This is a genomic window from Aggregatibacter valvarum, from assembly GCF_980468985.1.
The window spans coordinates 1,378,260-1,404,253 of record NZ_OZ413141.1 but is presented as its reverse complement, the minus strand read 5'-3'; the positions used below and the strand labels follow the sequence as shown (position 1 = coordinate 1,404,253).

Here is a 25,994-nt window from a genome sequence, read left to right as displayed (position 1 = left end):
TTTTTTAGTGTATTTAAAAGAGAATAATTCTCTTTTTCACCTGAAGCTTTTCAGCTATACTGTCGCCGTTTTTTGACTCGAAAAGGTAATGTTATGAAATTTAAATTAAGCGTGATTTCCACCGCACTTTTAACGGCGGTATCCATGTCTGCTTATACGGAAGAAAAAGCGGAAAATCTTGAACAAATCACTGTTGAAGATACCGGCATTAAGCAAAACGGTTATCAAACCACCGGGACCTCTGTGGTCTCAAAAGCCGAGGTGCCTGTGCTGGATACACCGAACACGGTCAATATTCTTTCCACCCAATTATTAAAAGATCGCAAACCCGAATCCTTAATTGATGCGCTTTACAATGTGAGTGGCGTTAGTCAAGCCAATACCTTAGGCGGCATGTTCGATTCCATTCAAAAACGCGGTTTTGGCGGCAATCGTGATAATTCGATTATGCGTAACGGCTTGCAAGCCGGCCCTGCCAAGAACTTTAGTGCCACCACGGAAACCGTCGAAGTCTTAAAAGGCCCTGCCTCTGTGCTTTATGGCATTCAAGATCCGGGCGGTGTCGTCAATATCATTACCAAAAAACCGCAACAAACGCCGAAATATGTAGTGGGCGGCACATTGGGAAATCATCGTTTGTGGGGAACACAAGTGGATTTCACCGGCGGCTTAGGCAATGGCTTTGCTTATCGTTTTATTTATGACAAACAAGAAAAGAACTATTGGCGTAACTTCGGCAAAATTAAAAACACCACTTACGCGCCTTCTCTTTCTTGGGAAAATGACACCACCAAAGTCTTCGTGGCGTATGAGCATAAAGATATTCTTGAGCCGTTTGATCGTGGGACGAATTTATTAACGGCGACAAATTCTCTGCCGAATATTCCGGTCTCCCGTCGTTTAGACGAACCGAATAATGAAACCACGGCAAAAACCGATAACATTGATTTTAAAGTTGAGCATAAGCTTAACGATAACTGGAAGTTAAACGCCGGTTATAACTATGCCCGTTATGAATATTTCTATCATCAAGCGCGTATTTCAAATATTAATGTTACAGACACAGCGATTCCTGCGGTTAAAAATAAAAAAGGTGTGATTACCTCTCCGGAATTAAAAGCACGTCATGTGCGCCGTGCCATTGAACAACAACAAGGCGATCAACGCGTACATAGCGGGACCGTTAATGTTGTGGGTGAATTCGGTATTGGTGAGATTGGTAATCGTTTTGTCGCCGGTGTGGATGTGATGCGTAATATTCGTGAGATTGGCCCGATTTATAACCAAGGCATCATGGATTCGGATCTCAGCATTGATCATCCAAACTATACCAATCCGGTGGCACAGAAGAAAAACGGCAACGGCAATGCCTATCAATATAACCATCTAAAAACCCTTGGCGTTTATGTTCAGGATACAGCCTATTTAACGGATAGCGTTATTGTTACCGGTGGTTTGCGTTATGAATATTTTGACCAATTTGCCGGTCGCCATTGCTTAAATGCGGCGAATTGTGATTTATCAAAAGGGCAAAGCTTAACGAAGACCGCTAATACAGATCAACATGATGGCAAATTGTTGTATCAACTAGGCGCAGTGTATAAATTCACGCCGAATATCGCCACCTTTGCCAACTATGCGGAATCTTTCCGTCCGCAAATGAGTGTGGCTACTCCGGTGAACAGCGATTTAAAACCGGAACAAGGTAAATCCATTGAAATGGGGGCGAAGTATGAAAATGCTGATTTTAACGCCATGGTGTCTTTATTTAATATTAATAAACGCAATGTGGCAGAAGCGGTGGGCAGCGGCGCCAATGCAGAGTTAAACATTGTTGGTAAACAACGTTCCCGTGGTGTTGAATTTGATTTAAACGGCCAACTTACCGAACGCTTGAGTGCCGCCGCAAACTATACTTACACGAAAGTGAAATCCCTAGAAAATGCAAGATACCCAGAGGCGGTGAATCAACAGCTTTCCGGCGTACCGAAACATCAAGCTTCTTTATTCTTGGCTTACAATGTGGGGGAATTTGATTTCGGTAATATCCGTGTTGGCAGTGGTGCACGTTATTTAGGTTCTTGGTATGCTTATACCAATAACTACGCGAAATCGTATAAAATTCCACATGCCGTAGTGTATGACGCCTTCATTGCCTACGACACCAAAATCTCCGGCAAGAAGGTTTCATTCCAACTTAACGGTAAAAACTTAACGGATAAAACCTACTTCCCATCCACTTCAGGCAATGCAACAAACACGCTGATTCCGGTGGCGTTGGGTTATGGACGTGAGTTTATCTTTAATACCAAAGTGGAATTCTAATTAAATACATTCATCCCTAAAGGGCGTTTAACGCCCTTTCTTTTTGGATATTAAAATGGATTGGCAAACAGAAGTTAATAATAGTTTATCTTGGATTTTGACCGCACTTTTGGGCGTGTCGGCGGTGTTGGCAGTATTGGCATTGGCGCTTAAACGAACAGACTTCGGGCAACGCTTTTGGCTGATTACACAACCTTGTGTGCAAACCTCGTCGGCATACAAAATTATCGGTTTGCTTTTATTGTTGCTGACCTTGATTTTGCTGGAAGTGCGAATCAGCGTGCTGAATTCCTTTTTCTATAACGGACTTTATACCTCGTTACAAGAACAAAAAGCTGATGCCTTTTGGTTTTTTGCCGGGCTTAATGCCTTGTTGGTGATGTTCAAAATCGTGCATTCCATTATCAATTATTTTGTACGCCAGCTGTTTGAAATTCGTTGGTTAGAAAAACTCAATAATGAAATGCTCGTGCGTTGGTTGCGCCATAAAAATTATTATCGTCTGAAATACGAAAAAGAATTGCCGGATAACATCGATCAACGTATCGAACAAGATGCCCGTGAATTTATTAGCGGCACGGTTACCATGTTGCAAGGCTTGATTAATTCCGTGATGTCCACCATTGAATTTACGATTATTCTGTGGGGCTTGTCAGGGATATTGGTGTTGCTCGGCGTGCCGATTCCGAAAGGCGTGGTGTTCTTTATTTATATTTTTATCATCGTCGCCACCGCACTTTCCGTTTGGATTGGGCACCCGCTGATTAAATTGAATTTTGATAAAGAACGATTGAACGGGGATTACCGTTATTCCTTGATTCGCGTGCGTGATAACGCAGAAAGTATTGCGTTTTACGGCGGTGAAACAAAAGAGCGGTCAAATTTACAAGAGAAATTTCACGCTATCATTCACAACCGTTGGGTAATTGTGCGCCGTATGTTGGGGTTGGACGGATTTAATACCGGCGTGACGCAAATTGCCATGATTCTACCGCTTATGTTGCAAGCGCCGCGTTTCTTTGCCGGACAGGTGAAATTAGGCGATATGCACCAAACGGTGCAAGCCTTCAATCGCCTTATGCGGGCGTTGTCTTTCTTCCGCTTGTTCTATGAAGAATTCACCTTGTATCAAGCGCGCTTAAACCGTTTATATGGTTTTTTTACCAAATTAGACGAATTGGACGGCACGGATATTCATCAGCCGGTGGAATGTTCTCATCGGGTGTCATTGCATCATTTCGGGATTAAAGACGGCACTGGAAAAGTCTTGTTGAAGGATTTGAACGTGGATTTGCAAAATGGCGATGCTTTACTTATTCAAGGCCCGTCAGGCGCAGGAAAAACCTCGTTACTCAAAGCCATTGCGGGGATTTATCCGTTTGATACGGAAGGTCGGGTAGAGCGTCCATGTAGCAACAGTCTGTTTCTGCCACAACGCCCGTATATGCCGCAAGGCACGTTACGCGAAGCGATTTGTTATCCGAATATTGAGCCTAAACGTGGCGAATTGGAGTTGGCTATGGAGCAGTGCCGTTTGAGCAAATACATTCCGTCTCTTAACGAATCCAACGATTGGCAAGCTATTCTTTCGCCGGGAGAATTGCAACGGGTGGCGTTTATTCGCATTCTTCTGATGCAACCCGATGTGATTTTTTTAGACGAAACCACATCGGCACTGGACGAACCGACGGAAGAATTGCTGTATAAAATCATCCGCAGCCGTTTCCCAAACATGATTATTCTCAGTGTCGGTCATCGTTGCACGTTGCAACAGTTTCATAATAAGCAGTTAGTGCTGTAAATACGCTAAAAGTGCGGTGCTTTTTTAAGCCAAATTAATAAAACACAGAAGAAACAGGTTCCCTTTTTCGTCAGAGAAAGGGAAACGAAAATTAAGCATAAAAAAATCCCCCGCAAAAGCGAGGGATTGTGAATTTGGAGCGGGAAACGAGGCTCGAACTCGCGACCCCGACCTTGGCAAGGTCGTGCTCTACCAACTGAGCTATTCCCGCAGAGAGTTGATGTTGAGAATGGAGCGGGAAACGAGGCTCGAACTCGCGACCCCGACCTTGGCAAGGTCGTGCTCTACCAACTGAGCTATTCCCGCATTCACATCAAATGAATGAGACGGCATTATACGAATATTTTTAGACAGTGCAAGTATAAAATCATGAAAATGATGCGCTTGTTTATATATTCGTCGATTTAGTCTATCTTTAAAAAATGTTCGCGATAGTAAGCGAGTTCTTTGATGGATTCGCGAATATCGTCTAATGCCAAATGGGTATTTTGTTTACTAAAGCCGTCCAGAATTTCCGGTTTCCAGCGGGCGGCTAATTCTTTTAATGTACTGACATCAAGGTGGCGATAGTGAAAGTAGTCTGCAAGCTCAGGCATATATTTAAAGAGAAAGCGTTTGTCTTGTGCCACACTGTTGCCACAAATCGGTGATACCCCTTTCGGCACGTATTTTTTGAGAAAATCTAAGGTTTGTAATTCTGCCGCGCGTTCGGTTAATTTGCTGTTTTTAACGCGTTCAACCAAACCGTTTGCGGTGTGGGTTTTCATGCACCAGTCGCTCATTTTATTGAGTAATTCGTCAGATTGATGGACGGCTAGAACAGGGCCTTCGGCAAGAATATTTAAATTTTTATCGGTCACAATGGTTGCGATTTCAATAATGCGTTCTTTTTCCGGATCTAAGCCTGTCATTTCAAGATCAATCCAGATCAGATTTTGTTTATCTAATGCCATTATATAAGGTATCCTATGCAAAAATTTTCCTTATTCTAGCGAAAAACGCGAGAAAAAACGACCGCACTTATATGAGTAAACCCAAATTAACGCAAAATCAAAAACGCCGAATTCAGTCCAATAATCATAAGGTGTTACATCGCCATCAGAAGAAAGACATTGATTGGCAGGATGATATGCTGGGCGATTCGCAGGATGGTTTGGTCGTCACACGCTATGCCCGTCATGCGGATGTGGAAAATGCGCAAGGCGAGATTTTTCGTTGTAACTTGCGTCGTACATTAGCGAGCGTTGTCGTCGGGGATCGCGTGATTTGGCGGCAAGGCAATGAACAGTTGCAAGGAGTGAGTGGGGTAATTGAAGGGGTTCATCCACGCAAAAATGAAATTTCCCGTCCGGATTATTATGATGGTATTAAAGTCATCGCGGCTAATATTGATCGCATTATCATTATTTCTTCCGTACTGCCGAGTTTGTCATTGAATATTATTGATCGTTATTTGGTGGTATGCGAAGACGCCAACATTGAACCGATTATTGTGTTGAATAAAGCCGATATGCTGACGGAAGAACAGTGGCAAGAGGTGGATTCACAGCTGAAAATTTATCGTGATATTGGCTATCAAACGCTGATGGTTTCAGCGCAGAATGGAAAAAATCTGGAAAAACTGACCGCACTTTTATCGGATGGCGTGTCTATTTTTGTAGGACAATCCGGCGTAGGAAAATCCAGTTTGATTAATGCTGTCTTGCCGGAGGTGGACGCGTTGGTCGGAGAAATTAGTTCAACTTCGGGCCTTGGGCAACACACCACAACTTCCTCCCGTTTATATCATTTACCGCAAGGTGGCAGTTTAATTGATTCACCGGGCATCCGTGAATTTGGTTTGTGGCATTTGGAAGATGAACAGATTACAAAAGGATATCGTGAATTCCAAAGCGTGCTGGGCACCTGTAAGTTCCGTGATTGTAAGCATTTAAATGATCCGGGGTGTGCCTTACGTCAGGCGGTAGAAGAAGGCAAAATCAGTGCTGTTCGTTATGAAAATTATCATCGTTTGTTAACCAGTAAAAAAGAAATGAAATCGCAGCGCCATTTTTCTGTTGAATAAGTCAATGTCAGCCACTTCTTTTGCGCAAAACCTTGTTAAATTTTGGTTAATAAATTAAACTTTGACGTCGTTTTTTTGTGATCCAGTTCAAATTTTTATTGAAATCGCCTTGCGTAATGGAGCGATTATCAGGATACTACGGCGCATTTATTTTAGTCTTTTTAGACAAGATTCCATCAAAATGCTAAATGGACTTATCGGATTCAATTAATTTTTTAGAGGAAACTCATATGTATTCAAAAGATGTTGAAATCACTGCACCTAATGGTTTGCATACGCGTCCGGCAGCACAATTCGTTAAAGAAGCGAAAGCATTTGTTTCTGATATTACGGTTTCTTCAGCCGGTAAAAGTGCCAGTGCAAAAAGTTTGTTTAAATTACAAACGTTGATGCTCACGCAAGGTACCGTGATTACGATTTCTGCAGAAGGTGAGGATGCAGAAAAAGCTGTTGAACATCTTGTGGCATTAATTCCAACCTTAGAATAATAACCAAGCCATGATTTGCGGCAATCTTTCTTTATGATTAAAGAGGCGATGTAGCAGGTCATGGCTTTTGCTTTATTTTAAGAATGATTGATTTTTAATCAATTTGAGTTTTAGGATAGATTTTTTATAGAAGGTAACTATGATTTCAGGAATTCCGGCTTCACCAGGCATTGTTTTTGGTAAAGCACTTGTGCTTAAAGAAGAAAAAATTGTACTGGATATGCAAAAGATTAAAGACAGCCAAGTCGAGGAAGAAATCGCGCGTTTTTACGCAGGACGTGAGGCGGCTGTAGAGCAGTTAAACTCAATTAAAGAGCGTGCTTATCAATCTTTAGGCGAAGAAAAAGCTGCCATCTTCGAAGGGCATTTAATGATTTTGGAAGATGAAGAGCTGGAAGAGGAAATCATTGACTATCTTCGTTCAAATCATGTGAATGCGGCAGTGGCGGCGAATGTGGTGATTAATCAGCAAGTTGCCATTTTGTCGGAAATTGACGATGAGTATTTAAAAGAGCGTGCCGGTGATATTCGTGATATTGGCAATCGCTTAATTAAAAATATCTTAGGCATGCACATCGTTGATTTAGGTGAAATTAATGAAGAGGCGATTTTAGTTGCCTATGATTTAACGCCTTCTGAAACGGCACAGCTAAATTTAGACAAAGTATTAGGTTTTGTGACGGATATCGGAGGTCGCACATCACATACGTCCATTATGGCGCGTTCCCTTGAATTACCGGCAATTGTTGGGACGAACAATGTTACCGAGTTGGTAAATACCGGTGATTTTTTAATTCTGGATGCGTTAAATAATGTGGTTTACGTTAATCCTTCCCAAGAAGACATTCTGCGTTTAAAAGCGTTGCAAGCGAAATTAGCCGATGAGAAAGCTGAATTGGCGAAGTTAAAAGATTTGCCGGCATTAACGCTAGATGGACACCGCGTGGATGTGGTTGCGAATATCGGTACCATTCGTGATATTGAAGGTGCGGATCGCAATGGCGCTGAAGGTGTAGGGTTATACCGCACGGAATTCTTGTTTATGGATCGTGATCAATTGCCGACAGAAGAAGAGCAATTTATCGCCTATAAAGACGTCGTGGAAGCCATGAATGGCAATTTGGTGATATTGCGTACCATGGATATTGGCGGTGATAAAGAATTGCCGTATTTGGATTTGCCGAAAGAAATGAATCCATTCCTCGGTTGGCGTGCTATTCGTATTGCGTTGGATCGTCGAGAAATTTTAAATGCGCAATTAAGAGCTGTGTTACGGGCATCCGCTTACGGTCGATTAGCCGTCATGTTCCCGATGATTATTTCTGTAGAAGAAATTCGTGAGTTGAAATCCGTCATTGAAGAATTGAAAGTTGAATTGCGTAATGAAGGTAAGGCCTTTGACGAAAATATTCAAATTGGTGTCATGGTTGAAACGCCATCAGCGGCAGTGAATGCCAAATTCTTAGCGAAAGAAGTGGACTTCTTTAGTATTGGTACAAATGATTTAACCCAATATACGTTAGCCGTAGATCGTGGCAATGAGCTCATTTCTCATTTATATAACCCAATGAGTCCGTCTGTACTGAGTTTAATTAAACAAGTGATTGATGCTTCTCATGCGGAAGGAAAATGGACGGGAATGTGCGGTGAATTAGCCGGCGATGAACGTGCTACTGTCTTGTTGTTAGGAATGGGGCTAGATGAATTTAGTATGAGTGCGATTTCTGTGCCGCGGATTAAGAAATTAATTCGTAACGTTAATTATCAAGACGCAAAATTACTGGCAGAAAAGGCGTTGCAACAACCGACTGCGGCAGAAATCGAACGTTTAGTGATTGATTTTTTAGCAGAAAAAGCATTAAATTAAATACAAATTAGGCTTTTTAAGCTAAAATACGACTAAATTTCAAACTTCAGGAGATGATTAAAATGGGTTTATTTGACAAACTATTTGGCTCAAAAGAGAAGAAAGCGGTTGAAGTGGAAATCTATGCCCCACTTTCCGGTGAGATCGTGAATATTGAAGATGTGCCGGATGTCGTTTTTTCTGAAAAGATTGTTGGTGATGGCATTGCTATTCGCCCGACCGGCAATAAATTAGTTGCGCCGGTAGATGGTGTGATTGGTAAAATTTTTGAAACTAATCATGCGTTTTCCATGGAATCCAAAGAAGGTGTGGAGTTATTTGTTCACTTTGGTATTGATACCGTAGAATTAAAAGGTGAAGGCTTTACTCGTGTGGCGCAAGAAGGTCAAACCGTTAAACGTGGCGACACAGTGATTGAGTTAGATCTTCCTCTCTTGGAAGCTAAAGCGAAATCCGTACTAACACCGGTAGTGATTTCCAATATGGATGAGATTAATCATCTTGAGAAGAAAACCGGGGAAGTGGTTGCCGGTGATTCCGTGGTGTTAGTTCTAAAAAAATAATAGAGACAGCAAGCGTGTAATAAGCATTTTGCTGATTGCCGATCTTAAGTTTTCTTAAGATCGGCTTTTTTATTTATAGCCAGACAAAGTCCGGCTATAAAAACCATACGCTATGCGTATGGATCCAAATAGTGCGTAGCGTGCAACTTGTTGCACGAATGATTCACCTCGATACGTAATTCACGATTTCGTACGTAGCGTGCAACTTGTTGCACGAATGATTAACCTCGATATGTAATTCACGATTTCGTGCGTAGCGTGCATCTTGATGCACGACCAAACCACGCACGGAACGTTATTTATCTCTTTTGGACATTCGTGATTTCGTGCAACAAGTTGCACGCTACGATTCACTAAAATAGCGATATGAAAATAGACATTTCCGGGCAGAAGGATTTTTTGTCAGCACATTGAACTTAAATACAAAAGTTGTGGAAGAATATATTGCCTCTTTTAAATGTGTGTCGGGGAAGCCATTAGATGCAGTTGTTATTTTAATAAAAAAGGGCGGTGTTGAATGGGAAAACTCCCATGAACACTCGCCCTTTGAGGTTGTTATGTGAGATTACATCTTCTCGACAGTTTTAATACCGAGTAAATCCAATCCTTGTTTTAGCGTTCTTTCTGTTAACAACGCCAGTTTTAAGCGACTGAGTTTCACTTGCTGATCGTCGTTATTCAGAATCGGGCAATGTTCGTAGAAGGAAGAGAATACGCCGGCCAATTCGTACAAATAAGCGCAAAGTACATGAGGTGTACCTTCTTTTCCAACCACTTGAACGGCCTCTTCAAATTGCAATAATTTGATTGCCAAAGCACGTTCTTTTTCATCAGTAATACTTAATTTGGCTTGTTCCACTTCGCTTAGGGCAATTTGGCTACGATTGAAAATCGAACGAATGCGGGCGTAGGCATATTGCATATAAGGCGCGGTGTTGCCTTCAAAGCTCAACATATTGTCCCAGTCGAACACATAATCCGTGGTACGGTTTTTCGATAAGTCCGCATATTTCACCGAACCGATACCAACAGCTTCAATCACATCGGCTTTTTCTTGTTCAGAAAGTGCGGTGGATTTTTGCGAAATTAATACGCCCGCTCGTTCAATGGCTTCGTCTAATAAATCGGCCAGTTTCACGGTGTCACCACTACGGGTTTTGAACGGTTTACCGTCTTTGCCTAACATCATGCCGAAATTTTTGTGTTCCAACTGGAAGCTATCCGGCACATAGCCCGCTTTACGAGTAATCAGCCAAGCTTGTTGCATATGTTGGCTTTGGCGCGTATCGGAGAAGACTAATGCACGGTTGGCTTTTAAGGTTTCATAACGGTATTTAGCGGCAGCAATGTCAGTGGTGGTGTAAAGGAAACCGCCATCTTTTTTCTGCACAATAACACCCATTGGATCGCCGTCTTTATTTTTGAATTCATCCAAATAAACCACTAATGCGCCGTCATCTTCTACGGCCAAACCTTGTTTTTTCAGATCTTCAACAATGCCCGGCAACATTGGGTTATACAAGCTTTCACCCATCACATCTTTGTCTGTTAAGGTCACATTGAGACGATCGTAGTTATGTTGGTTTTGTTGCATGGTGATCTTCACCAGTTTTTGCCACATGGTACGGCAATATTCATCACCACTTTGTAATTTCACCACGTAATTACGGGCTTTTTCGGCAAATACCGGATCTTCATCATAATGTTTCTTTGCCGCGCGATAAAAGGCTTCTAAATCGCTCAATTCCATTTCGCTGGCATGTTCGTTTTCCATTTTTTCCAAATAGGCAATCAGCATACCGAATTGAGTACCCCAGTCGCCCACATGGTTAGCGCGGATAACGTGGTTACCTAAAAATTCCAGTGTGCGTACGACAGCATCACCGATAATGGTTGAACGCAAATGTCCCACGTGCATTTCTTTGGCAACGTTTGGGGAGGAATAGTCCACCACGACCGTTTGTTTTTCCGGATTGTGTACACCTAATTTCGGGTCTTGCACGGCACGGTTAATATTTTCTGCCAGCCAAGAGTTTTTTAGAAAAATATTAATAAAGCCCGGGCCGGCAATTTCCGTTTTCTCTGCAATGTCTTGTAATTCGGCTTTATCTAACACGTTTTGCGCAAATTCACGTGGGTTTAAGCCCAATTTTTTGGCAGCGGGCATGATGCCGTTAGCTTGATAGTCACCAAATTGCACTTTGCCTGATTGGCGAACGAGGGCTTCACATTGTGCGTCGGCACCGGCTGCAATCATCGCCTGTTTAATTTTTTCAGATAAAATAGATTGAATATTCACGGCTGAACCTTAAATTCTTTTGAGGGATAAAAATAGCGGATATAATACCGTTCTTTCACTTTTCAGAAAAGCCAAAAAGGAAAATTATGTCGTGTCATTTGCCCCACGAAATGTTTCAAAATCAGATCGCACTTTTGGCTGATTTTCAGGATTTTGAACAAAAAATTCAGGCGCTTGCTGCAAAGATTCATTTAGATCTTAGCCAATATGAAATCGATCATCTGTCATTGCGTGTGAATTCTGATCAGAAAGCCCATGACTGGTTAGCATTATTATTAAACTATGGTTCGGTATTAAGTGATAATGTGGTGAATGGTCGAGTCATTTATTTAATTGCCTTAACGCAACTGTTATACCTTGCCGGACAGGCAATTGAGGTGGTGGAGTTGCCATTTCCGAAGGATAAATTTTATCCGCAGGAAAGCTGGGAGCATATTGAAGTGGTGGTGCCGTTTTTAACGGGGGAAAGTGAGGCAGAATGGTTTACCCGTATAAAAAATTTGTTTTTACGGAACCAATCGGCGGAGTTGAAAGTCAAAACGAGCGAACCGAAGGCGGATGGTGAAAAACTGGCCAATTTATCGGTGGCGATCAGTTTTGCAGATAAGCACTGTAATCATGTTTGCATTAAGGTTCATCCATACAGTATTAAACAAATCGTGAGTGCGGTTTGATTGTATGAAACGATTTTACTAAAATGAGTCGCCTCGCTTTATGAATAAGGCGACGTAACAATTAATCCAGTATTTAAGGAGCATTTATGAAAAAAATTGCATTCGCTGTGCTAATGAGCTTAACTCTTGTGGGTTGTGCCAATGAAGACATTTATGGCGGTAACGTCTATTCTGGCGATCAAGCAAAAGAAGCGCGTTCAATTAGCTACGGTACCATTGTTTCCACCCGTCCGGTGAAAATTCAAGCAGATAATCAAGGTGTGCTTGGTACCATTGGTGGCGGCGCTATCGGCGGTATCGCCGGTTCCGGTATCGGTGGCGGTACAGGTCAAGCCATTGCGACGGCGGTAGGCGCGGTTGCCGGTGCGGTCATTGGTAGCAAAGTCGAAGAAAAAGCCAGCCAAGTTAGTGCGCTTGAAATGGTGATTAAGAAAGATGACGGTAAAGAAATCGTTGTGGTGCAAAAAGCCGAAGCGAATCTTGTTCCTGGCGCACGTGTACGCATCGTAGGCGGTTCTCGTTTAAATGTGTCCGCACTTTAATTGCAATCTCTAACCAATCAGCCCCCTTATTTTTAAGGGGGCTGATTTTTTTATGGCTTGTTTATTTTAAGGTTAAGTTATTTGCGTGGCAGTGAAATTTTATTTTCTTCACTTGGGCGATATAACACTAACACGTGTCCTATCGTTTGCACCTCAGCCGCACCGGTTTCACGCACAATGGCATTGATGATCAGTTGTTTGGTTTCACGATCGGACCCGCTAATTTTCACTTTAATTAACTCATGGTGGCTGAGGGATAAATCAATTTCTGCCAATACCCCTTCGGTTAATCCGTTACCGCCTAACATCACCACCGGGCTTAAATGGTGTGCAAGGCCTTTTAAATACTGTTTTTGTTTGGTTGATAATGTAATCGACATAATAATCTCTTGAAAAAAGGGAGGCGGTGATTCTAAAGCAAAATGCCTATTTTAGCGAATACATTCTGATGAAAAATGGCGCTAAAATTCACCGCACTTCCATTATTGTTTGAGGGTCTGGATATAACTCGCAACATCTTGCATATCTTGTTCGCTTAATCCTTCTTTCACGCGATTGCCGGGGCCTTCAATTTTTCCGCTTTTACGATCTTGAAGTGAGGTAATAATTTTCTCTTGGGAGAACGTATTCACAATTTGAGATTGTCCCATTGCTGATTTTTCAGCTTGTTTTCCGTGACAAAGTGCACATGAACGGTTAAAAATCTTTTGTCCGTGTTCAATATTGCCTTCCGCATGAACGCTTGAAACTGCACTTAATGCAATGAGAGAAAGCATAGTAGAGTAAATTTTCATGATTTTCCTTAATTGATTTTCGTTGGGGTAAAGAGACGTTGTAGTTCCTCTTCAGGGAGTAAACCCTCGAATTTATATATTACTTTGCCGCTTGGGTCAATCACGAAAGATGTCGGCGTGCCGACAAGTTGGTAACGTTCTGCCGTAATTTTCATTTGATCTTTAAATATCGGCAAGGTGAGTTGTCGTTTAGTGACAATCGCTTGTGTGTCGGCCTTTTCGCCGTCGATATTCATCGCGACCAGTTGCACTTGGTTCGGGTATTTTTCCTCCCATTGTTGCAAGGTTCTTAATTCCGCAATGCAAGCGCCGCAGGTTTCCGACCAGAAATTGATGAGCACAGTTTTGCCCTGCCAGTCGCTTAACGAGGCTTTATTGCCTTGCAGATCGAAGGCGGCGATTTCTGGTGCGGGTTGGCCGATTTGCGCGGATTCCTCTTTGCAGGAAACGCTGAAAAAAAAGACCGCACTTATACCGAGAAAACGAAGAAAATTAGCCAGCATTTTTTTCCTCACGCAATAACTTGCCGTGTTGTAAGTAAATAATGCGGTTGGTGAGTTTGCCTAAGTCTGGGTTATGGGTCACCATGACGATCGTACGCCCCTGCCGATTTAATTCCGTGAGTAAATTTAACACTAAATGTTCATTTGTCTCATCGAGATTGCCGGTGGGTTCATCGGCAAAAATGACCGGTGGCTGGTTCACTAAGGCGCGCGCAATACATACCCGTTGTTGTTCCCCGCCGGAAAGTTGGCTTGGGCGGTGATTCATACGATGTGCTAAACCCACTTGATCTAATACAGCTTTGGCAGCCGCTTCATCGACCACGCTGTGATAATGTTGTGCCAGCATTACGTTTTCGAGTGCGGTTAAATAGGGAATTAAGTGAAATTGTTGGAACACCAAGCCAATTTTTTCCGCGCGGAAACGTTGTCTGCCCGTTTCGTCCAGTTGTGCGGCATCTACACCGTCTAAAATCACTTTACCTTCGGTTGCGGTATCCAAGCCGGTGAGAATATTCATTAACGTGGTTTTACCTGAACCGGAGGCGCCCATGATAGAGACGAATTCACCCTCAGCAATTTGGATATTAATGTCTTCAAGTGCGGTCACTTGGCCGAATCTTTTGTATAAATGTTGTGTTTCAATGACGATTTTAGCCATGTTATTCCCCTTTCAATACGTTGGCGGTTTGGATGTCTAAAGCGCGGCGGGTCGGTACGATAACCGCGATAAACGCCACTAATAAGGATAAAGTAATGGTAATCGGGAGCACCGGCAGGCGCATATCAATATAAGCTTTAAATACGGTTAAGCCGAGCACCTGTGCTAATAGATAGCCGATGATTAAGCCGCATACAATGGCGCAAAGGGCGATAATCAAGGTTTCTGCGCCGATTTGTTTGATGATGTCTCGGCTTTTCGCGCCAAGGGCTTTTTGTAACGCAAACTCTTTCGCCCGTTCGCCCACAATGGCGATTAAGGTGGTGTTCACGCAAAGGGTAGCTAAAATCAAAATTACCACAGAAATCAAGCCCATCAAGCCTTTGATTTTATCTAAAATTTGTCCTTCGGAGGCGGAGACTTTGCGGATCGGGTGAATGTCTAAATCGGGATACTGTTGTTGCAACTGTTGGGCGAATTGATCCACTTGGCCTTGATCGTTTTTGACGTTTAACAATACGTTGGTCGCCAAGTTTTCTTTTTCTAACCAGTTTTGTGCAAAATCGAGGCTCACGATCAACATATTGTCGGTGGCATCGCCTGCCTCTACGATGGCTTTAATATTGAACTGGTGTTTATCCACGGAATTGAGGCTTAACGTGAGTTTATCGCCTACGTTTAAATTGAGCCGTTCCGCGAGAGTTTTACCGATCATGGCGTTGCGCTCGTCGAAGTTCACCCCGATAGGATTGCCTGTGATTTGCCAATAAGGCGCAAGGGTTTTCATGTCTTCAAACCACACACCCATAATCACGATTTTCTCCAAATCACTACGTGTTACACCATATAAATAGGGGCTTGCCGCCGTGATTAAGCCTTTCGGTGCTTGGTCAAGGATCTGTTGCACTTGATCCACTTTGATTAAATTGCCGTTGCTTGGGCCAATATAAAAATTGGCGCCGAAGGTACGCAATTCTTGGCTCATTTTGGTATTAATGTCGAAGTACACTGCGGCCATTGCGGTGACAATGCTTGCGCCCACCGTGAGCGCGGCAAAAATGATGAATACCCGTTGCAAGCGCAGGCGCAAGGCGCGTAATACCAAGCGCCAAAACATATTGATGGGTTTATTGTCTGCCATAAAGCACCTCGATAGGATAAAGACGGGCAATTCGGTGTGCCGGGAACCAAGCGCCGATAACGGCGATTAAGACGGAAATCACCAAGACACAAGGGATCACGACCCAAGCAAAGCTGAGTGGCGCACCAAATAATGTGGCGCCGATAAAACGTGCTAAGCCCCAACCGGCAACGCAACCTAAGATACCACCGATTAAGCCGCTGATGATGGCTTCGCAATAAAACAGCAAGACGATTTGCCATTGGTAGGCACCTAGCGCTTTCATTAAGCCGATTTCTTTGCTGCGTTCGATAATGGTAGTGGTCATTAATGAGGCAATGCCCATGGCAGCGGCAATCAGGGCGGCAAGGGTGACGACAGCGAGTAATAATTGAATTTTCTCAATGACGACGCCTTCAGAAGCCGCAACTTGCCAAATCGGGCGAACAATCGCACCGGAAATCGCTTCTTCCAATTGATGGGAAATAGAGGAAACGTACGCCGTGCAATACCAACGGTCATATTCCTCGGCGGCCAAACCGTCCACATTGGCGCGGGCTTTGCGGGATAAATCATTTTCCGGCACGGTGAGCGCGGAGACTTTAATCGCCTGTACCTTGCCTTCTAATCCAAGTAAATTTTGCACCGCACTTAACGGCAAAATCAATTGTTGTTCTTCTGTGCCACCGGTTTTAACAATGCCTTTCACGATGGTGGTCATGTGTTGTGGTGACGCATTTTCTTCTGCCTGATAGCTTAAGGTAATTACATCACCGATTTTCCATTGCTGTTGTTTGGCAAGCTGGGCACCGAGTAGGGCAGGAATGTGTTCACCGAAATCATCCGTAGCATCATCCACCCACTCGCCTTCTACTTGCCAGTAAGGGCTGATGATTTTTTGCCCGGTATGGTAATCCTCTTCATCCGGTACAGGAATATTATGATCAAAAAACGTCCCGAGGATGCTCACATCCTTTTCTGTGCCGTTAGCCACGTTGGCTTTTACCTGCGCACTGAGTAAGGGCGCAAACCCCACAATGTTATTGCGCCAGAAAATATCTTTCACATTCGGCAGTTCTTTTTCATCTAAAAAATCTTGTGTGGCGAGGGAACTCCGACCGCTGACATCATCCGGTAGAACGGCACTACTAGCCGGTTCCACCAAAATATTGGCACCGTAAGATTTCAACTCTTTTGCCATTTTGTCACCAATGTCGATAGACACGGCGAGCAAGGCGGAAATCAAACCGGCAGCGAGGAAAATGGTAACAATGGCAAGAAGCTTGCGTTTTAGCCCATAACGCCAAGATTGAAATAACATACGCGCTAACATGATTATTTTTCCTCCTTGGCGGTTGAGGCTTCATCAGCTTTGTTTAAATAGGCTTCCGGATTATCGCGGAATAGATTTAAATTCTTTTCATCCGTGAAGAAATAGGTTTTGCCTTCATGGTTGTATTTGAATTCTGTTTTGGTGTTAGTCAATTTCTTGCCATTGACGGGATCCACCACTTCAATTTCAATGATGGTCGTAAAGTAATTCAAGCCATCTTCCAAGTTTTTCTTGTTGATGATGACTTCCGTCTCTGTTTGTTTCCAATTATCAATCGGCACCGGATTACACCCGCCCGGTTTGCCGATGGAAGGGGTAAACATACGTACGCCACACCCGACGCATACTACTTGATTGCCTTCCATGACATACCCTTGGTCGCCACATAAAATACAGGCATCGAATACCGCGGCAAGGCTGAGTTTGTCGGGCAGGCGATTAATAATGAAGAAACGCACCGCTTTGCCGTCATCAGCAACCCAAAGGAAACGGTGTAATTTGCCGTCTTTTACTTGTTCGATGGGAATGTGTACGTTGTTTTCTGCGTCTAAGGTCACTCTTTGCGCTTCGGAAAGTTGTGGCGGCTGGGACGCGATTTTGTCCCAATAAAGTTGCGTGGCGAGCATAATGAAAATTGCTGTTATGCCATAGCCGATGACCTTGCCGGAAGTGCGTTTGGCGGCAAGGGCTTTGCGTTTTTCGATAGGTTGTTGTTCGTGATTGGCTGTACGCACGCGTGGGCGATGAATATTTAACGCAAAAATAAAGACGATAATGGCAAGAATAGCCGCATTAATGTAGTTCAAATACATGGTGATATTGCCGGATTTTGCCACGAAACTTAACCGCACTTTGGTCAGTTCGATGACTTGCAATTTCATCAAAATCAGTAATACATCGCCAAGGAGTGGCGTGACTAAAATGAGGGTGAGTACCGTGGTGAGCAGGAGACGAAGTGCGGTCGTTTTTTCCGATGTTTTACTTTGCGCAAATAAAATCTCACACCAGCCGGCAACCACTAAACAGAAAATAAAACCGAGTGCAATGGCGCTGATGTGTAATAAGAAATCTGTGTTGATGACATCGGTGCCGGTGATCGCAGCGATATTGGGATCTTTCGCCCAAAAACTGCCGGCTAATACGGCGAGCATGACATGCCAAAACGTGGTTAAACCTTGCCAATGAATACATTGAGAAACGTAAGCAAAGAGGAAGATACCTAGGCTAGAAATGGCGAGGGTGAGTTTAACACTTTGCGTATTGGGCAAACTTAATGTGATGACACTGCCGATGATAAACCCGAGAATGGCAAGCCATACCAATTTTTTGCGATTAGCGTGAGGATACGGCACCCAGCTACACGCCAGTAGTAAAGAAAAAGGGAGCTGGGTCTGAATAAGAAAAACAAAGAAATAGTTCATAGCTTACTCTGAAAATTGAAAGAGAGGATGTCACCTATTTTTAGTCTTTGGCTTCCTCGGTATTTTGGAGGAAGACACTTTTTGAAAGCCCTTTCATTATGCGTCAACATAAACAAAAACACCTTGATATGCCTCAAGGTGTTTTATTTTTTGTTTTTGTTAACACCTGAAAGGTTTATTTCAAACCGGTGAATTTGAATTCATAGTTAACATCAAACGGTTTCCACCAGCGACCAACACCGGTTTCTTCATCGGTGTGACGGTGCATACCCGCTTTTGGTGGCGGATCAATGTGGTAGGTTAATTTATAGTTACCCACGCCCATCATTTTGATGTTCGCACCATAGTGAGGACCATCGCTTGCCACCATTGGCATGAAGGTGCCTTCTTGTTTTTCACCGGTATCGGTGTTTACCAAAGTGTATTGAATGGTGAGATAAGGCATCCATTCGCCTTCACCGAAACCATTTTTGTTGCCTTTGGTTGCATGAATATCCGCTTCTAAGTGAATATCGGATTTCGCTGCCGGCAATCCCATACCACGCGGTTCCATGTCAACCGGTTGTAAATACACGGCGGCAATTTCCATTTCGTTCATGGTTACCGGTTCACCCACAGGGAACTCTTTAAAGCCTAAGGCTGCCGGTGCGGTAATCATGCCGGCTAAAAGTGCGGTGGCGATTAATGTTTTTTTCATACTTAGTTTCTCCTTAACTGAATAAGTATAGCTTGTGCGACATTAAGCAGATTTTCTGCTTTCGTACTTCATATAAATGAATGCAAAAACAGCAGCCACCAACAAGACAGCCTGCGGAACCAATGTTTCTACATAAGGATAGATCCCCAACCATGAAATTTCCGGTACGCCGGAGATTAAGGTTGGTTCAAAGAGTTTGCCTTCAATCAGCTCAAGTACACTCTTACCGGCAAATACAAAGGCCATTAAATACATGAATGAACCGGTGAACATAAAGAACGGTTTAAGCGGTAATTTCACCACGGTATAGCGCATGAGAACATAACACACGGCAAGAATTATCACGCCAAGGAAGAAACCCCCGAAAAGATAGAAATAATCCACCGCACTTTGTGCATCGCCGGCGAGGGCATAGTAGAACAACACGGTTTCTGCGCCTTCACGATACACGGCAAGGAAACTGGTCAGCCACAGACCTACAAGAGAGCCGGCGGTTAATGCGGTGGAGAGTTTGCCTTCCAAATAACGCTTCCAGTTCTGCGCTTCGACTTTTGAAAGCAACCAATAGCTCATCATGAACAACATGACCACCGCAATCATCATGGTGAAACCTTCCAACAATTCACGGCTGGCACCGGAATTGGAAAAAATGAGTTGGAAGATCACTGCAGTAATGACGCTACCGAGCAATGCCACATAGACGGATTGGCGAATAACCGGCAGTTTGTCTTGATGATTGTTTTTCACTAAATACGCCACGATAGCCGCCACGATGAGTAGTGCTTCTAAGCCCTCACGCACGATGATTAATAAGCTGTAGAGGAACATACTCCAGTCGGTTTGTTCTCCGCCTTGTAACATGGCGACAGCTTGGCTTAATCCTTGGCTTAATCCCTGTGCTTGTTCTTGTAACTTTTCTTTCTCTGCGCCGGCTTTCATTAAGCTCACTAAACGCGTGAAATAGCCTTCTAATTGCGCTTTGAAATTGCTGTCACGAGAACCGATTTTATTCTCCATGCCGGTGCTTTCAAAAATGTCAAAGTAAGTATCTTGCACCGTTACCATGGCTTTTGCGGTATCACCTTGTTCATATAAATGAATGGCTTGCTGAACGCCGGCGTTCACTTGTGTGCTGATTTGCGCCCAATCTTTATCCGGTGTTGTATCGGCAACCTTATCGGTTGTTTGTTCTATTTGGTTTTCTCGGGTCGTTGGTAAATTAGGAAGCTGTTCTTCAATATCTTGTAACAGCGTTGTGATTTGATAACCAAAGTCGCTGATCTGATCCGGTTGTTCGCTCAGTTTGATTAAATCATAAAACTGTTGATTAAGGTTGCCGGAAATGGCAGCGGAACGATTTTGGCGAATGGACATTTCCATTTCGGAATTTTTATACCCATCGTATTGCGCTTGTTGCACCAGTTTTTTGGCGGTGGCGTAATCTTTCGCTTCATACGCCGTCATGGCTTGCGCTAACAAATCGTCAATGGTTTTAAAGCTTTTTTGCCAGTGAGTAACAATCGTTGCGTTTTCATATACGCCGTGCTGACCGGAGGCATTAAGTTGGTGTCCTGCAGTTAGGGAAGGAAGTACTTCTTGTAATGCCGCTTTAAGACCATCGATTTTCGCTTTGACTTGTTCTTGCGACTGGTTTTCACCAATCATTTTACGAATTTCACCAAAGGTGGCTTCCATTTGATAGCTTTTTTGGGCAGAAAAGTTAATGCGAATCGGCCCTTCAAGATTTTCAAACACTTCAAAATAAGCCATTTGGACTTCAGTTCGGGCATCATCGACTTTATTTTCGGCATAAAGTGCGGCGGTTTTATCCAAGCGATTTTCAATGTCTTGTACCCATTGCTGATAGTTATCTTCTGCGTGGGTAAATGCTGAAAACAGAAGCATAAAACTAAAAAGAACAGATTGAGACCAACGGGAAAAACACATGCGCATCTCCTTGATTTATTGCATTTGCCTATAGATATAATCGAGCATTATTATCCTCTAATGAGATTTTAGTGCAAGTAAATTCTTGTTTGATCGCTGAGATCGAACACAAAATGAGGTATTTTTTTAGGGCATAAAAAAGGAAAGTTTGGCAACTTTCCTTTTTATCTCTTTTTATCTCATGGAGAGGATGTTTTAGTTTTGTGCTAAATCATCAATGACAAGATAGATTTTCGCCACCGGGCCATGTACCCCAACCACTTTGATTAATTCAATATCTGCCGTGGAACTTGGACCGGAAATGATGTTAATACAAGAAGGCATACGTTCGCCCTGTTGCGCTTTGTCATGTAGGATTTTTGCCAGTTGTGCTACACGAGGAAGTATCTTGCTTTTACGTACAACGACAATGGATTTTTCCGGCAGTAAGCTCACAGAACGACCACGTTCGGCTTGGGAAAATAGCACGATACCACCTGATTCGGTTAAACCGTATTCGGCGTAAACGATCCCGATATTGGCTTGTTCCGATTTGGTAATGTTGGCTTCTGCCTGTTCCGGTGACCAAATGTGGCAAGTGTATTTTTCTTGAACCGCTTGGGTAATACCGAGTTCTTCCAGACGAGAGTCGTCGTTTAACACGATATTGCCGCCACCGTATTTTTCGCAAAGCTCAAGTGCGGTCTGTTTTGCTAATGTTTCTGACGTCACAACCACATCCACCATCATCACTTTGGCGAAGTTTACAAATTCTTCGCAAAGTTCTGCTTGGGTGAGATGAGTAAGGCGTTCTGTTGGGTAAGTATTCACCGGTGTCGCCATCGTTTCCGGCACATTGGTGCGTTGTTTACCCATTTTAGCTGCCAATTTATTGAGGAAGTTTTCTCTATTTTGTAAATCCATTAGTTTGATCCTCTTTTGTTAAACCATTGACGGAAGCTTTCGCCTTCAGCTTTTGGTAAATCACGGGCTTTTGTCCATTCTGCGAGTGCGCCGAGTTGAATTGGCGCTTTGCCGTTCTTAATGAGTTTACCCGCTAATTTGGCGCCGGTGTTTACACCGATTTTCCATAAGGTTGGGTGTGAGTTAGCAAAGCCAAAACCGAAAATGGATAAGCGTTCCAAGGCTGGCGTTTTACCTTGTTCCACCATTTTTTCACGGTGTTTTAAAATCAGTTGGGCTAACGGAATGCGTACCGGACAAACGGAGTTACAGGCGTTGCACAAGGAACAGGCATACGGCAATTCTTTGAATTCGTCATAGCCGCCAAGTAATGGCGAAATCACTGCACCAATTGGGCCCGGATAAATAGAGCCGTAACCATGACCACCGATTTGACGGTACGCCGGGCAAGTATTTAAGCAGGCACCGCAACGAATACAACGTAAAACTTCTTGGAATTCGGAAGCCAAAATATCGGAACGACCGTTATCGACAATGACTAAATGGAATTCTTCCGGACCATCGGTTTCGCCGGCAAGGCGAGGGCCAGTAAGCCAGGTGTTGTAACCGGTTAATCTGGCACCCACTGCACTGCGGGCAAGCATGGTAATTAACACGTCCACTTCTTGGAATGTCGGTGCTAGGCGTTCCATTCCCATTACGGCGATGTGGGTTTTAGGGAGGGTGGTGGCTAAACGTAAATTACCTTCGTTGGTCACCAAACAAACAGAGCCGGTTTCCGCCACAGCAAAGTTACAACCGCTGATGCCGATGTCTGCTTCTAAGAAATCCTGACGAATTTTTTCACGCACGAAACGGGTCATGTCTTCCGGGGTTTCAGCACCTTCATAGCCGAGTTTTTCATGTAAATCTTTACGAATTTGGTGGCGATCTTTGTGAATCGCAGGTACCACGATGTGAGACGGCTTGTCACCGGAAATTTGCAATAAATATTCACCTAAATCGGTTTCAATGACTTGCATGCCTTCTTTTTCCAACACCCCATTTAACCCGATTTCTTCGGTTACCATGGATTTGGATTTCACGATTTTCTTGGCATTTTTTTTCAGCGCGACTTGGCGAATGTATTCGGTGGCTTCTTCAGCCGTTTCGGCAAAATAAACATGCCCACCATTGGCGGTAACTTTTTCGCTTAGTTGGTATAAATAGGCATCAAGGTTTGCTAAAACGTGATTACGGATTTGTTTGGATAAATCACGCCATTCTTCCCAGTGGCCTAACTCATCCACCATTTTTTGACGGTTTGTGCCGATGGTTTCTTGGGCTTTTACCACGGCTTTGCGCATGATTTCATTATGGACTTCGCGATCAACGCGTGCTTTAAAAGGGAGGTTACTGGTTTTTAAAGACATCTTATTTTCCCTCCTGCATTAATACTTCTGCGATATGCATCACTTTGATTTTGCTGCCTTCACGTTGTAGGCGACCACCAATATTGAGTAAGCAGCTCACGTCCGCCCCAATTAAGTATTCCGGTTCGACTTCCTCAACGTGTTCCACTTTTTCTTTGACCATTTCACCGGAAATTTCTGCCATTTTGACCGAGAACGTGCCACCAAATCCGCAACAGGTTTGTTGATTATGAATAGGCAACAGTTCTAAGCCTTTAACATGTTTGAGCAACTCAATCGGCTCGTTCACAATACCGAGTTTACGGAAAAGACTGCAGGAAGGGTGATAAACGGCGCGACCCGGCAGATGGGCACCGATGTCGGTCACGCCGAGTTTATTGACGATAAAATCCGTTAAGTCATAGAAACGAGCGGCGACTTTTTTAGCACGTTCCGCCCATTCCGGTTCATTGGCGCGAGTGAAGTAATCCGGATAATTTTTAACCGCATAAACGCAAGAACCGGCAGGGGCCACGATTGGGTAGTCGTTAGCTTCAAAGGTTTCGACTAAGTTTTTCATGCCGGGAAGGGCTTGTTTGGTATAACCGCTATTTAACGCCGGTTGCCCACAACAACCTTGTTTTTCTAAAAAGGTCACCTGACAGCCTAACTTTTCCAGTAGCAGAACGGTGTTTTTTGCTACACCGCTTTTGACTACATCGGCAATACAGGTCACGTAGAAATTCACATTCATCGTAATACTCCAATATTAAAAAAGAAAAATCAGTTAAAAAATTAAATAACGACCGCAAAAGTGCGGTCGTTTTTTGAGTTAATTTTATATGTTGCCGCTACAACGTGTATAACAACGGAATTAACAGGGTGGCACAAAGTGCAGCAATAATACCGTAAATCACCATTGGAATGATCGTGGTTTTGATGATGGTGCCTTCTTGATTTTGAATGTTTAATACGGAGGACACGGCAACGATATTATTAATACATACCATGTTACCCATTGCACCACCGACTGATTGTAGTGCCAAGATTAATGCCACGGATAAACCGGTCGTTTCTGCAGTGGATAATTGTACACTACCGAAGGTTAAGTTGGATACGGTGTTAGAACCGGAGAAGAACGCACCGACTGCACCAAGGTAAGAGGAGAAAATCGTCCAGTCATCGCCGGTGACTTCTGCAAAGGTGCGGCCAATGATTTTCACCATAGAGTGTTCGCCACCCACTAACATTAAGTTCACCATTACTAAGGCACCCATTAAGGCGATAAATGGATTTTTGGATTGTTTTAAGCTGGTGGAAAAAATATCTTTGATTTTGGCACCGGAAACGCCGAATACCGGAATCGCGATTAATACGGTGATAACAAATGGAATTAATGCCGGCACATAAAGCAATTTATAGCTTGAGGAAACATCTGATCCGAAGATATTTTTTAGGCTGAAGATAAGGCCTTTACTGATTTCGAATGTCCCTAATGAACCTAACGCAGTAGTAAACCAAACGGTGGTATCGTTCATCATCGCTTTAAACGGCAGTTGGTGAATACGTGTTACGACTAAAAACGCAATTAACAAACCGGTAGGGAAGAGGGCTTTAACCACTTGACCGGTGGTTACCGCATTGCTATCCAATGTATTTTCGACTTTTGCTAACCCGATATTACGATTTGCCGCCCAGACGGAAACAAACAACCCGATTGCGCCGCCCACTAAAGACGGGAATTCATAGTTAAATTGTGCAATCAGTAAATAAGGCACGACGCAAGCAAAGACACTGATATAAATAAAGACCAAGTTTTGGCGAATATCTTTCCAGCTGACGAGTACACGCAATGCCAATAATGGGATAAGCAGGGCGGCCACAGAGTGAATCAGTGCTGTGATGGAGCCGACTTCTAGTACCATGTCTTCAGATAATTTAAGTGGACCGAAACCAAACCATGTTGGCGTGCCGACCGCACCGAAAGACACCGGAACGGAGTTCATAATTAAGGCAAGCATCGCGACTTTTAACGGATTAAAACCTAATCCCATTAGAATTGGCGCGGCAATGGCGGCTGGCGTACCGAAACCACTGGCGCCTTCAATCATAAAGGCAAACGCCCAACCGATAATCATCAGTTGCGCCACCGGATTTGGGTTAATGTTACCCAACCATTTACGCATGATGTCAGTTGCACCGGAGACTTCACTGAAACGGTTAAATAAAATCGCACCGAAAATAACGGTGATCGGGGTTTGTACGGCAACGATCGCAGAAGCGATGTTTGCACTGATGGTGACAATATCCGTATGGAAGTGCAATAAATGCACGACCATCACCAGCACTGCCACCCAAGGTAAAGCAACATAAGACGGCAAAGCATTACGCTTAACCATGAGATAAATGAGTAAAACAATGGGGAATACGCTTAGGAAAAAAGACATATTGGCTCCTGTATCATAATGGGACATTAAAACATTTGTCGCATTTTATGGAGTAGTCCTAAAAAAAATATACCTATTTTGGGAAAATGTGATCTAGTTATCAAAAAAAGTTAACATTTTTTTAAAATTTGTGATCTCGTTAACTTAATTGTT

At 43.4% G+C, this 25,994-nt stretch carries 23 protein-coding genes, 2 tRNA genes and 1 pseudogene; 9 read left to right on the top strand and 17 right to left on the bottom strand.

Features of this window, described 5'->3' with window-relative positions:
- Positions 1–93: 93 nt before the first annotated feature.
- Positions 94–2,325 carry a TonB-dependent siderophore receptor gene (locus AC30SF_RS06585; protein ID WP_489607946.1) on the top strand — a complete coding sequence of 744 codons (2,232 nt, stop codon included), beginning with the start codon at positions 94–96 and terminating at the stop codon, positions 2,323–2,325.
- Between the two features lie 55 nt (positions 2,326–2,380).
- The gene (locus AC30SF_RS06580) at positions 2,381–4,126 is read left to right on the top strand and encodes an ABC transporter ATP-binding protein/permease (protein WP_489607945.1); all 1,746 of its coding nucleotides are present in this window, start codon (positions 2,381–2,383) and stop codon (positions 4,124–4,126) included.
- A gap of 135 nt (positions 4,127–4,261) precedes the next feature.
- On the opposite strand, the gene AC30SF_RS06575 is transcribed toward AC30SF_RS06580, so the two are convergent.
- From AC30SF_RS06575 to orn, 3 genes are all read right to left on the bottom strand, one after another.
- A tRNA-Gly gene (locus AC30SF_RS06575) sits at positions 4,262–4,337 on the bottom strand.
- 19 nt (positions 4,338–4,356) lie between these two features.
- A tRNA-Gly gene (locus AC30SF_RS06570) sits at positions 4,357–4,432 on the bottom strand.
- Between the two features lie 98 nt (positions 4,433–4,530).
- A complete protein-coding gene (gene orn / locus AC30SF_RS06565; RefSeq protein WP_489607944.1) occupies positions 4,531–5,079 on the bottom strand; it encodes an oligoribonuclease in 549 nt (182 codons plus the stop codon).
- 71 nt (positions 5,080–5,150) lie between these two features.
- Between orn and rsgA the strand changes: the two genes are divergently transcribed.
- From rsgA to AC30SF_RS06540, 5 genes and pseudogenes are all read left to right on the top strand, one after another.
- Positions 5,151–6,191: a small ribosomal subunit biogenesis GTPase RsgA gene (gene rsgA, locus AC30SF_RS06560; RefSeq protein ID WP_489607943.1), complete on the top strand. Its 1,041-nt coding sequence runs from the start codon at positions 5,151–5,153 to the stop codon at positions 6,189–6,191.
- A gap of 230 nt (positions 6,192–6,421) precedes the next feature.
- Positions 6,422–6,679 (top strand): phosphocarrier protein Hpr, encoded by a 258-nt coding sequence (gene ptsH / locus AC30SF_RS06555; RefSeq protein ID WP_209364563.1) that lies wholly within the window; start codon positions 6,422–6,424, stop codon positions 6,677–6,679.
- A 139-nt stretch (positions 6,680–6,818) separates the two neighbouring features.
- Positions 6,819–8,546 (top strand): phosphoenolpyruvate-protein phosphotransferase PtsI, encoded by a 1,728-nt coding sequence (ptsI, locus tag AC30SF_RS06550; RefSeq protein WP_489607942.1) that lies wholly within the window; start codon positions 6,819–6,821, stop codon positions 8,544–8,546.
- A gap of 62 nt (positions 8,547–8,608) precedes the next feature.
- Positions 8,609–9,109 (top strand): PTS glucose transporter subunit IIA, encoded by a 501-nt coding sequence (gene crr, locus AC30SF_RS06545; protein ID WP_033002689.1) that lies wholly within the window; start codon positions 8,609–8,611, stop codon positions 9,107–9,109.
- A 362-nt stretch (positions 9,110–9,471) separates the two neighbouring features.
- A pseudogene (locus AC30SF_RS06540) lies at positions 9,472–9,555 on the top strand (IS200/IS605 family transposase); the annotation flags it as partial.
- A 119-nt stretch (positions 9,556–9,674) separates the two neighbouring features.
- Here AC30SF_RS06540 and argS read toward each other — a convergent pair.
- The gene (gene argS, locus AC30SF_RS06535) at positions 9,675–11,408 is read right to left on the bottom strand and encodes an arginine--tRNA ligase (RefSeq protein ID WP_489607941.1); all 1,734 of its coding nucleotides are present in this window, start codon (positions 11,406–11,408) and stop codon (positions 9,675–9,677) included.
- An 86-nt stretch (positions 11,409–11,494) separates the two neighbouring features.
- Here argS and AC30SF_RS06530 point away from each other — a divergent pair, with 86 nt between their 5' ends.
- Positions 11,495–12,082 (top strand): VOC family protein, encoded by a 588-nt coding sequence (locus tag AC30SF_RS06530; RefSeq protein WP_489607940.1) that lies wholly within the window; start codon positions 11,495–11,497, stop codon positions 12,080–12,082.
- A gap of 86 nt (positions 12,083–12,168) precedes the next feature.
- Complete coding sequence (locus AC30SF_RS06525) at positions 12,169–12,624, top strand: outer membrane lipoprotein (RefSeq protein ID WP_021616729.1); 456 nt, start codon at positions 12,169–12,171, stop codon at positions 12,622–12,624.
- 77 nt (positions 12,625–12,701) lie between these two features.
- Here AC30SF_RS06525 and yhbY read toward each other — a convergent pair whose 3' ends face one another.
- The 13 genes from yhbY to AC30SF_RS06460 all read right to left on the bottom strand — a co-directional run bounded on the left by yhbY (position 12,702) and on the right by AC30SF_RS06460 (position 25,868).
- A complete protein-coding gene (gene yhbY / locus AC30SF_RS06520) occupies positions 12,702–13,004 on the bottom strand; it encodes a ribosome assembly RNA-binding protein YhbY (RefSeq protein ID WP_314117153.1) in 303 nt (100 codons plus the stop codon).
- A gap of 102 nt (positions 13,005–13,106) precedes the next feature.
- Positions 13,107–13,418: a c-type cytochrome gene (locus AC30SF_RS06515; protein WP_290521480.1), complete on the bottom strand. Its 312-nt coding sequence runs from the start codon at positions 13,416–13,418 to the stop codon at positions 13,107–13,109.
- An 8-nt stretch (positions 13,419–13,426) separates the two neighbouring features.
- On the bottom strand, positions 13,427–13,921 hold the full coding sequence (locus AC30SF_RS06510; RefSeq protein ID WP_489607939.1) for a TlpA family protein disulfide reductase: 495 nt from the start codon (positions 13,919–13,921) through the stop codon (positions 13,427–13,429).
- Positions 13,911–14,582, bottom strand: a complete 672-nt coding sequence (locus AC30SF_RS06505; RefSeq protein ID WP_209364577.1) for an ABC transporter ATP-binding protein — start codon at positions 14,580–14,582, stop codon at positions 13,911–13,913. Before AC30SF_RS06505 ends, AC30SF_RS06510 begins: the two co-directional genes overlap by 11 nt.
- A 1-nt stretch (position 14,583) precedes the next feature.
- Positions 14,584–15,723, bottom strand: a complete 1,140-nt coding sequence (locus AC30SF_RS06500) for an ABC transporter permease (protein ID WP_109433368.1) — start codon at positions 15,721–15,723, stop codon at positions 14,584–14,586.
- A complete protein-coding gene (locus tag AC30SF_RS06495) occupies positions 15,710–17,035 on the bottom strand; it encodes an ABC transporter permease (RefSeq protein WP_489607938.1) in 1,326 nt (441 codons plus the stop codon). The genes AC30SF_RS06500 and AC30SF_RS06495 overlap by 14 nt, the downstream gene beginning before the upstream one ends.
- 2 nt (positions 17,036–17,037) lie before the next feature.
- Positions 17,038–18,456: a Fe-S-containing protein gene (locus tag AC30SF_RS06490; protein WP_489607937.1), complete on the bottom strand. Its 1,419-nt coding sequence runs from the start codon at positions 18,454–18,456 to the stop codon at positions 17,038–17,040.
- Between the two features lie 175 nt (positions 18,457–18,631).
- Positions 18,632–19,153 (bottom strand): iron transporter, encoded by a 522-nt coding sequence (locus AC30SF_RS06485; protein ID WP_048749093.1) that lies wholly within the window; start codon positions 19,151–19,153, stop codon positions 18,632–18,634.
- Positions 19,154–19,195: 42 nt separating this feature from the next.
- Complete coding sequence (locus AC30SF_RS06480) at positions 19,196–21,100, bottom strand: FTR1 family iron permease (RefSeq protein ID WP_489607936.1); 1,905 nt, start codon at positions 21,098–21,100, stop codon at positions 19,196–19,198.
- 195 nt (positions 21,101–21,295) lie between these two features.
- Positions 21,296–22,003 (bottom strand): LutC/YkgG family protein, encoded by a 708-nt coding sequence (locus AC30SF_RS06475; protein ID WP_489607935.1) that lies wholly within the window; start codon positions 22,001–22,003, stop codon positions 21,296–21,298.
- A complete protein-coding gene (locus AC30SF_RS06470) occupies positions 22,003–23,415 on the bottom strand; it encodes a LutB/LldF family L-lactate oxidation iron-sulfur protein (RefSeq protein ID WP_489607934.1) in 1,413 nt (470 codons plus the stop codon). The genes AC30SF_RS06475 and AC30SF_RS06470 overlap by 1 nt, the downstream gene beginning before the upstream one ends.
- A gap of 1 nt (position 23,416) precedes the next feature.
- On the bottom strand, positions 23,417–24,148 hold the full coding sequence (locus tag AC30SF_RS06465; RefSeq protein ID WP_021616716.1) for a (Fe-S)-binding protein: 732 nt from the start codon (positions 24,146–24,148) through the stop codon (positions 23,417–23,419).
- A 97-nt stretch (positions 24,149–24,245) separates the two neighbouring features.
- Entirely contained in the window at positions 24,246–25,868 is a 1,623-nt protein-coding gene (locus tag AC30SF_RS06460; protein WP_489607933.1) for a lactate permease LctP family transporter, read from the bottom strand.
- Positions 25,869–25,994 lie beyond the last annotated feature (126 nt).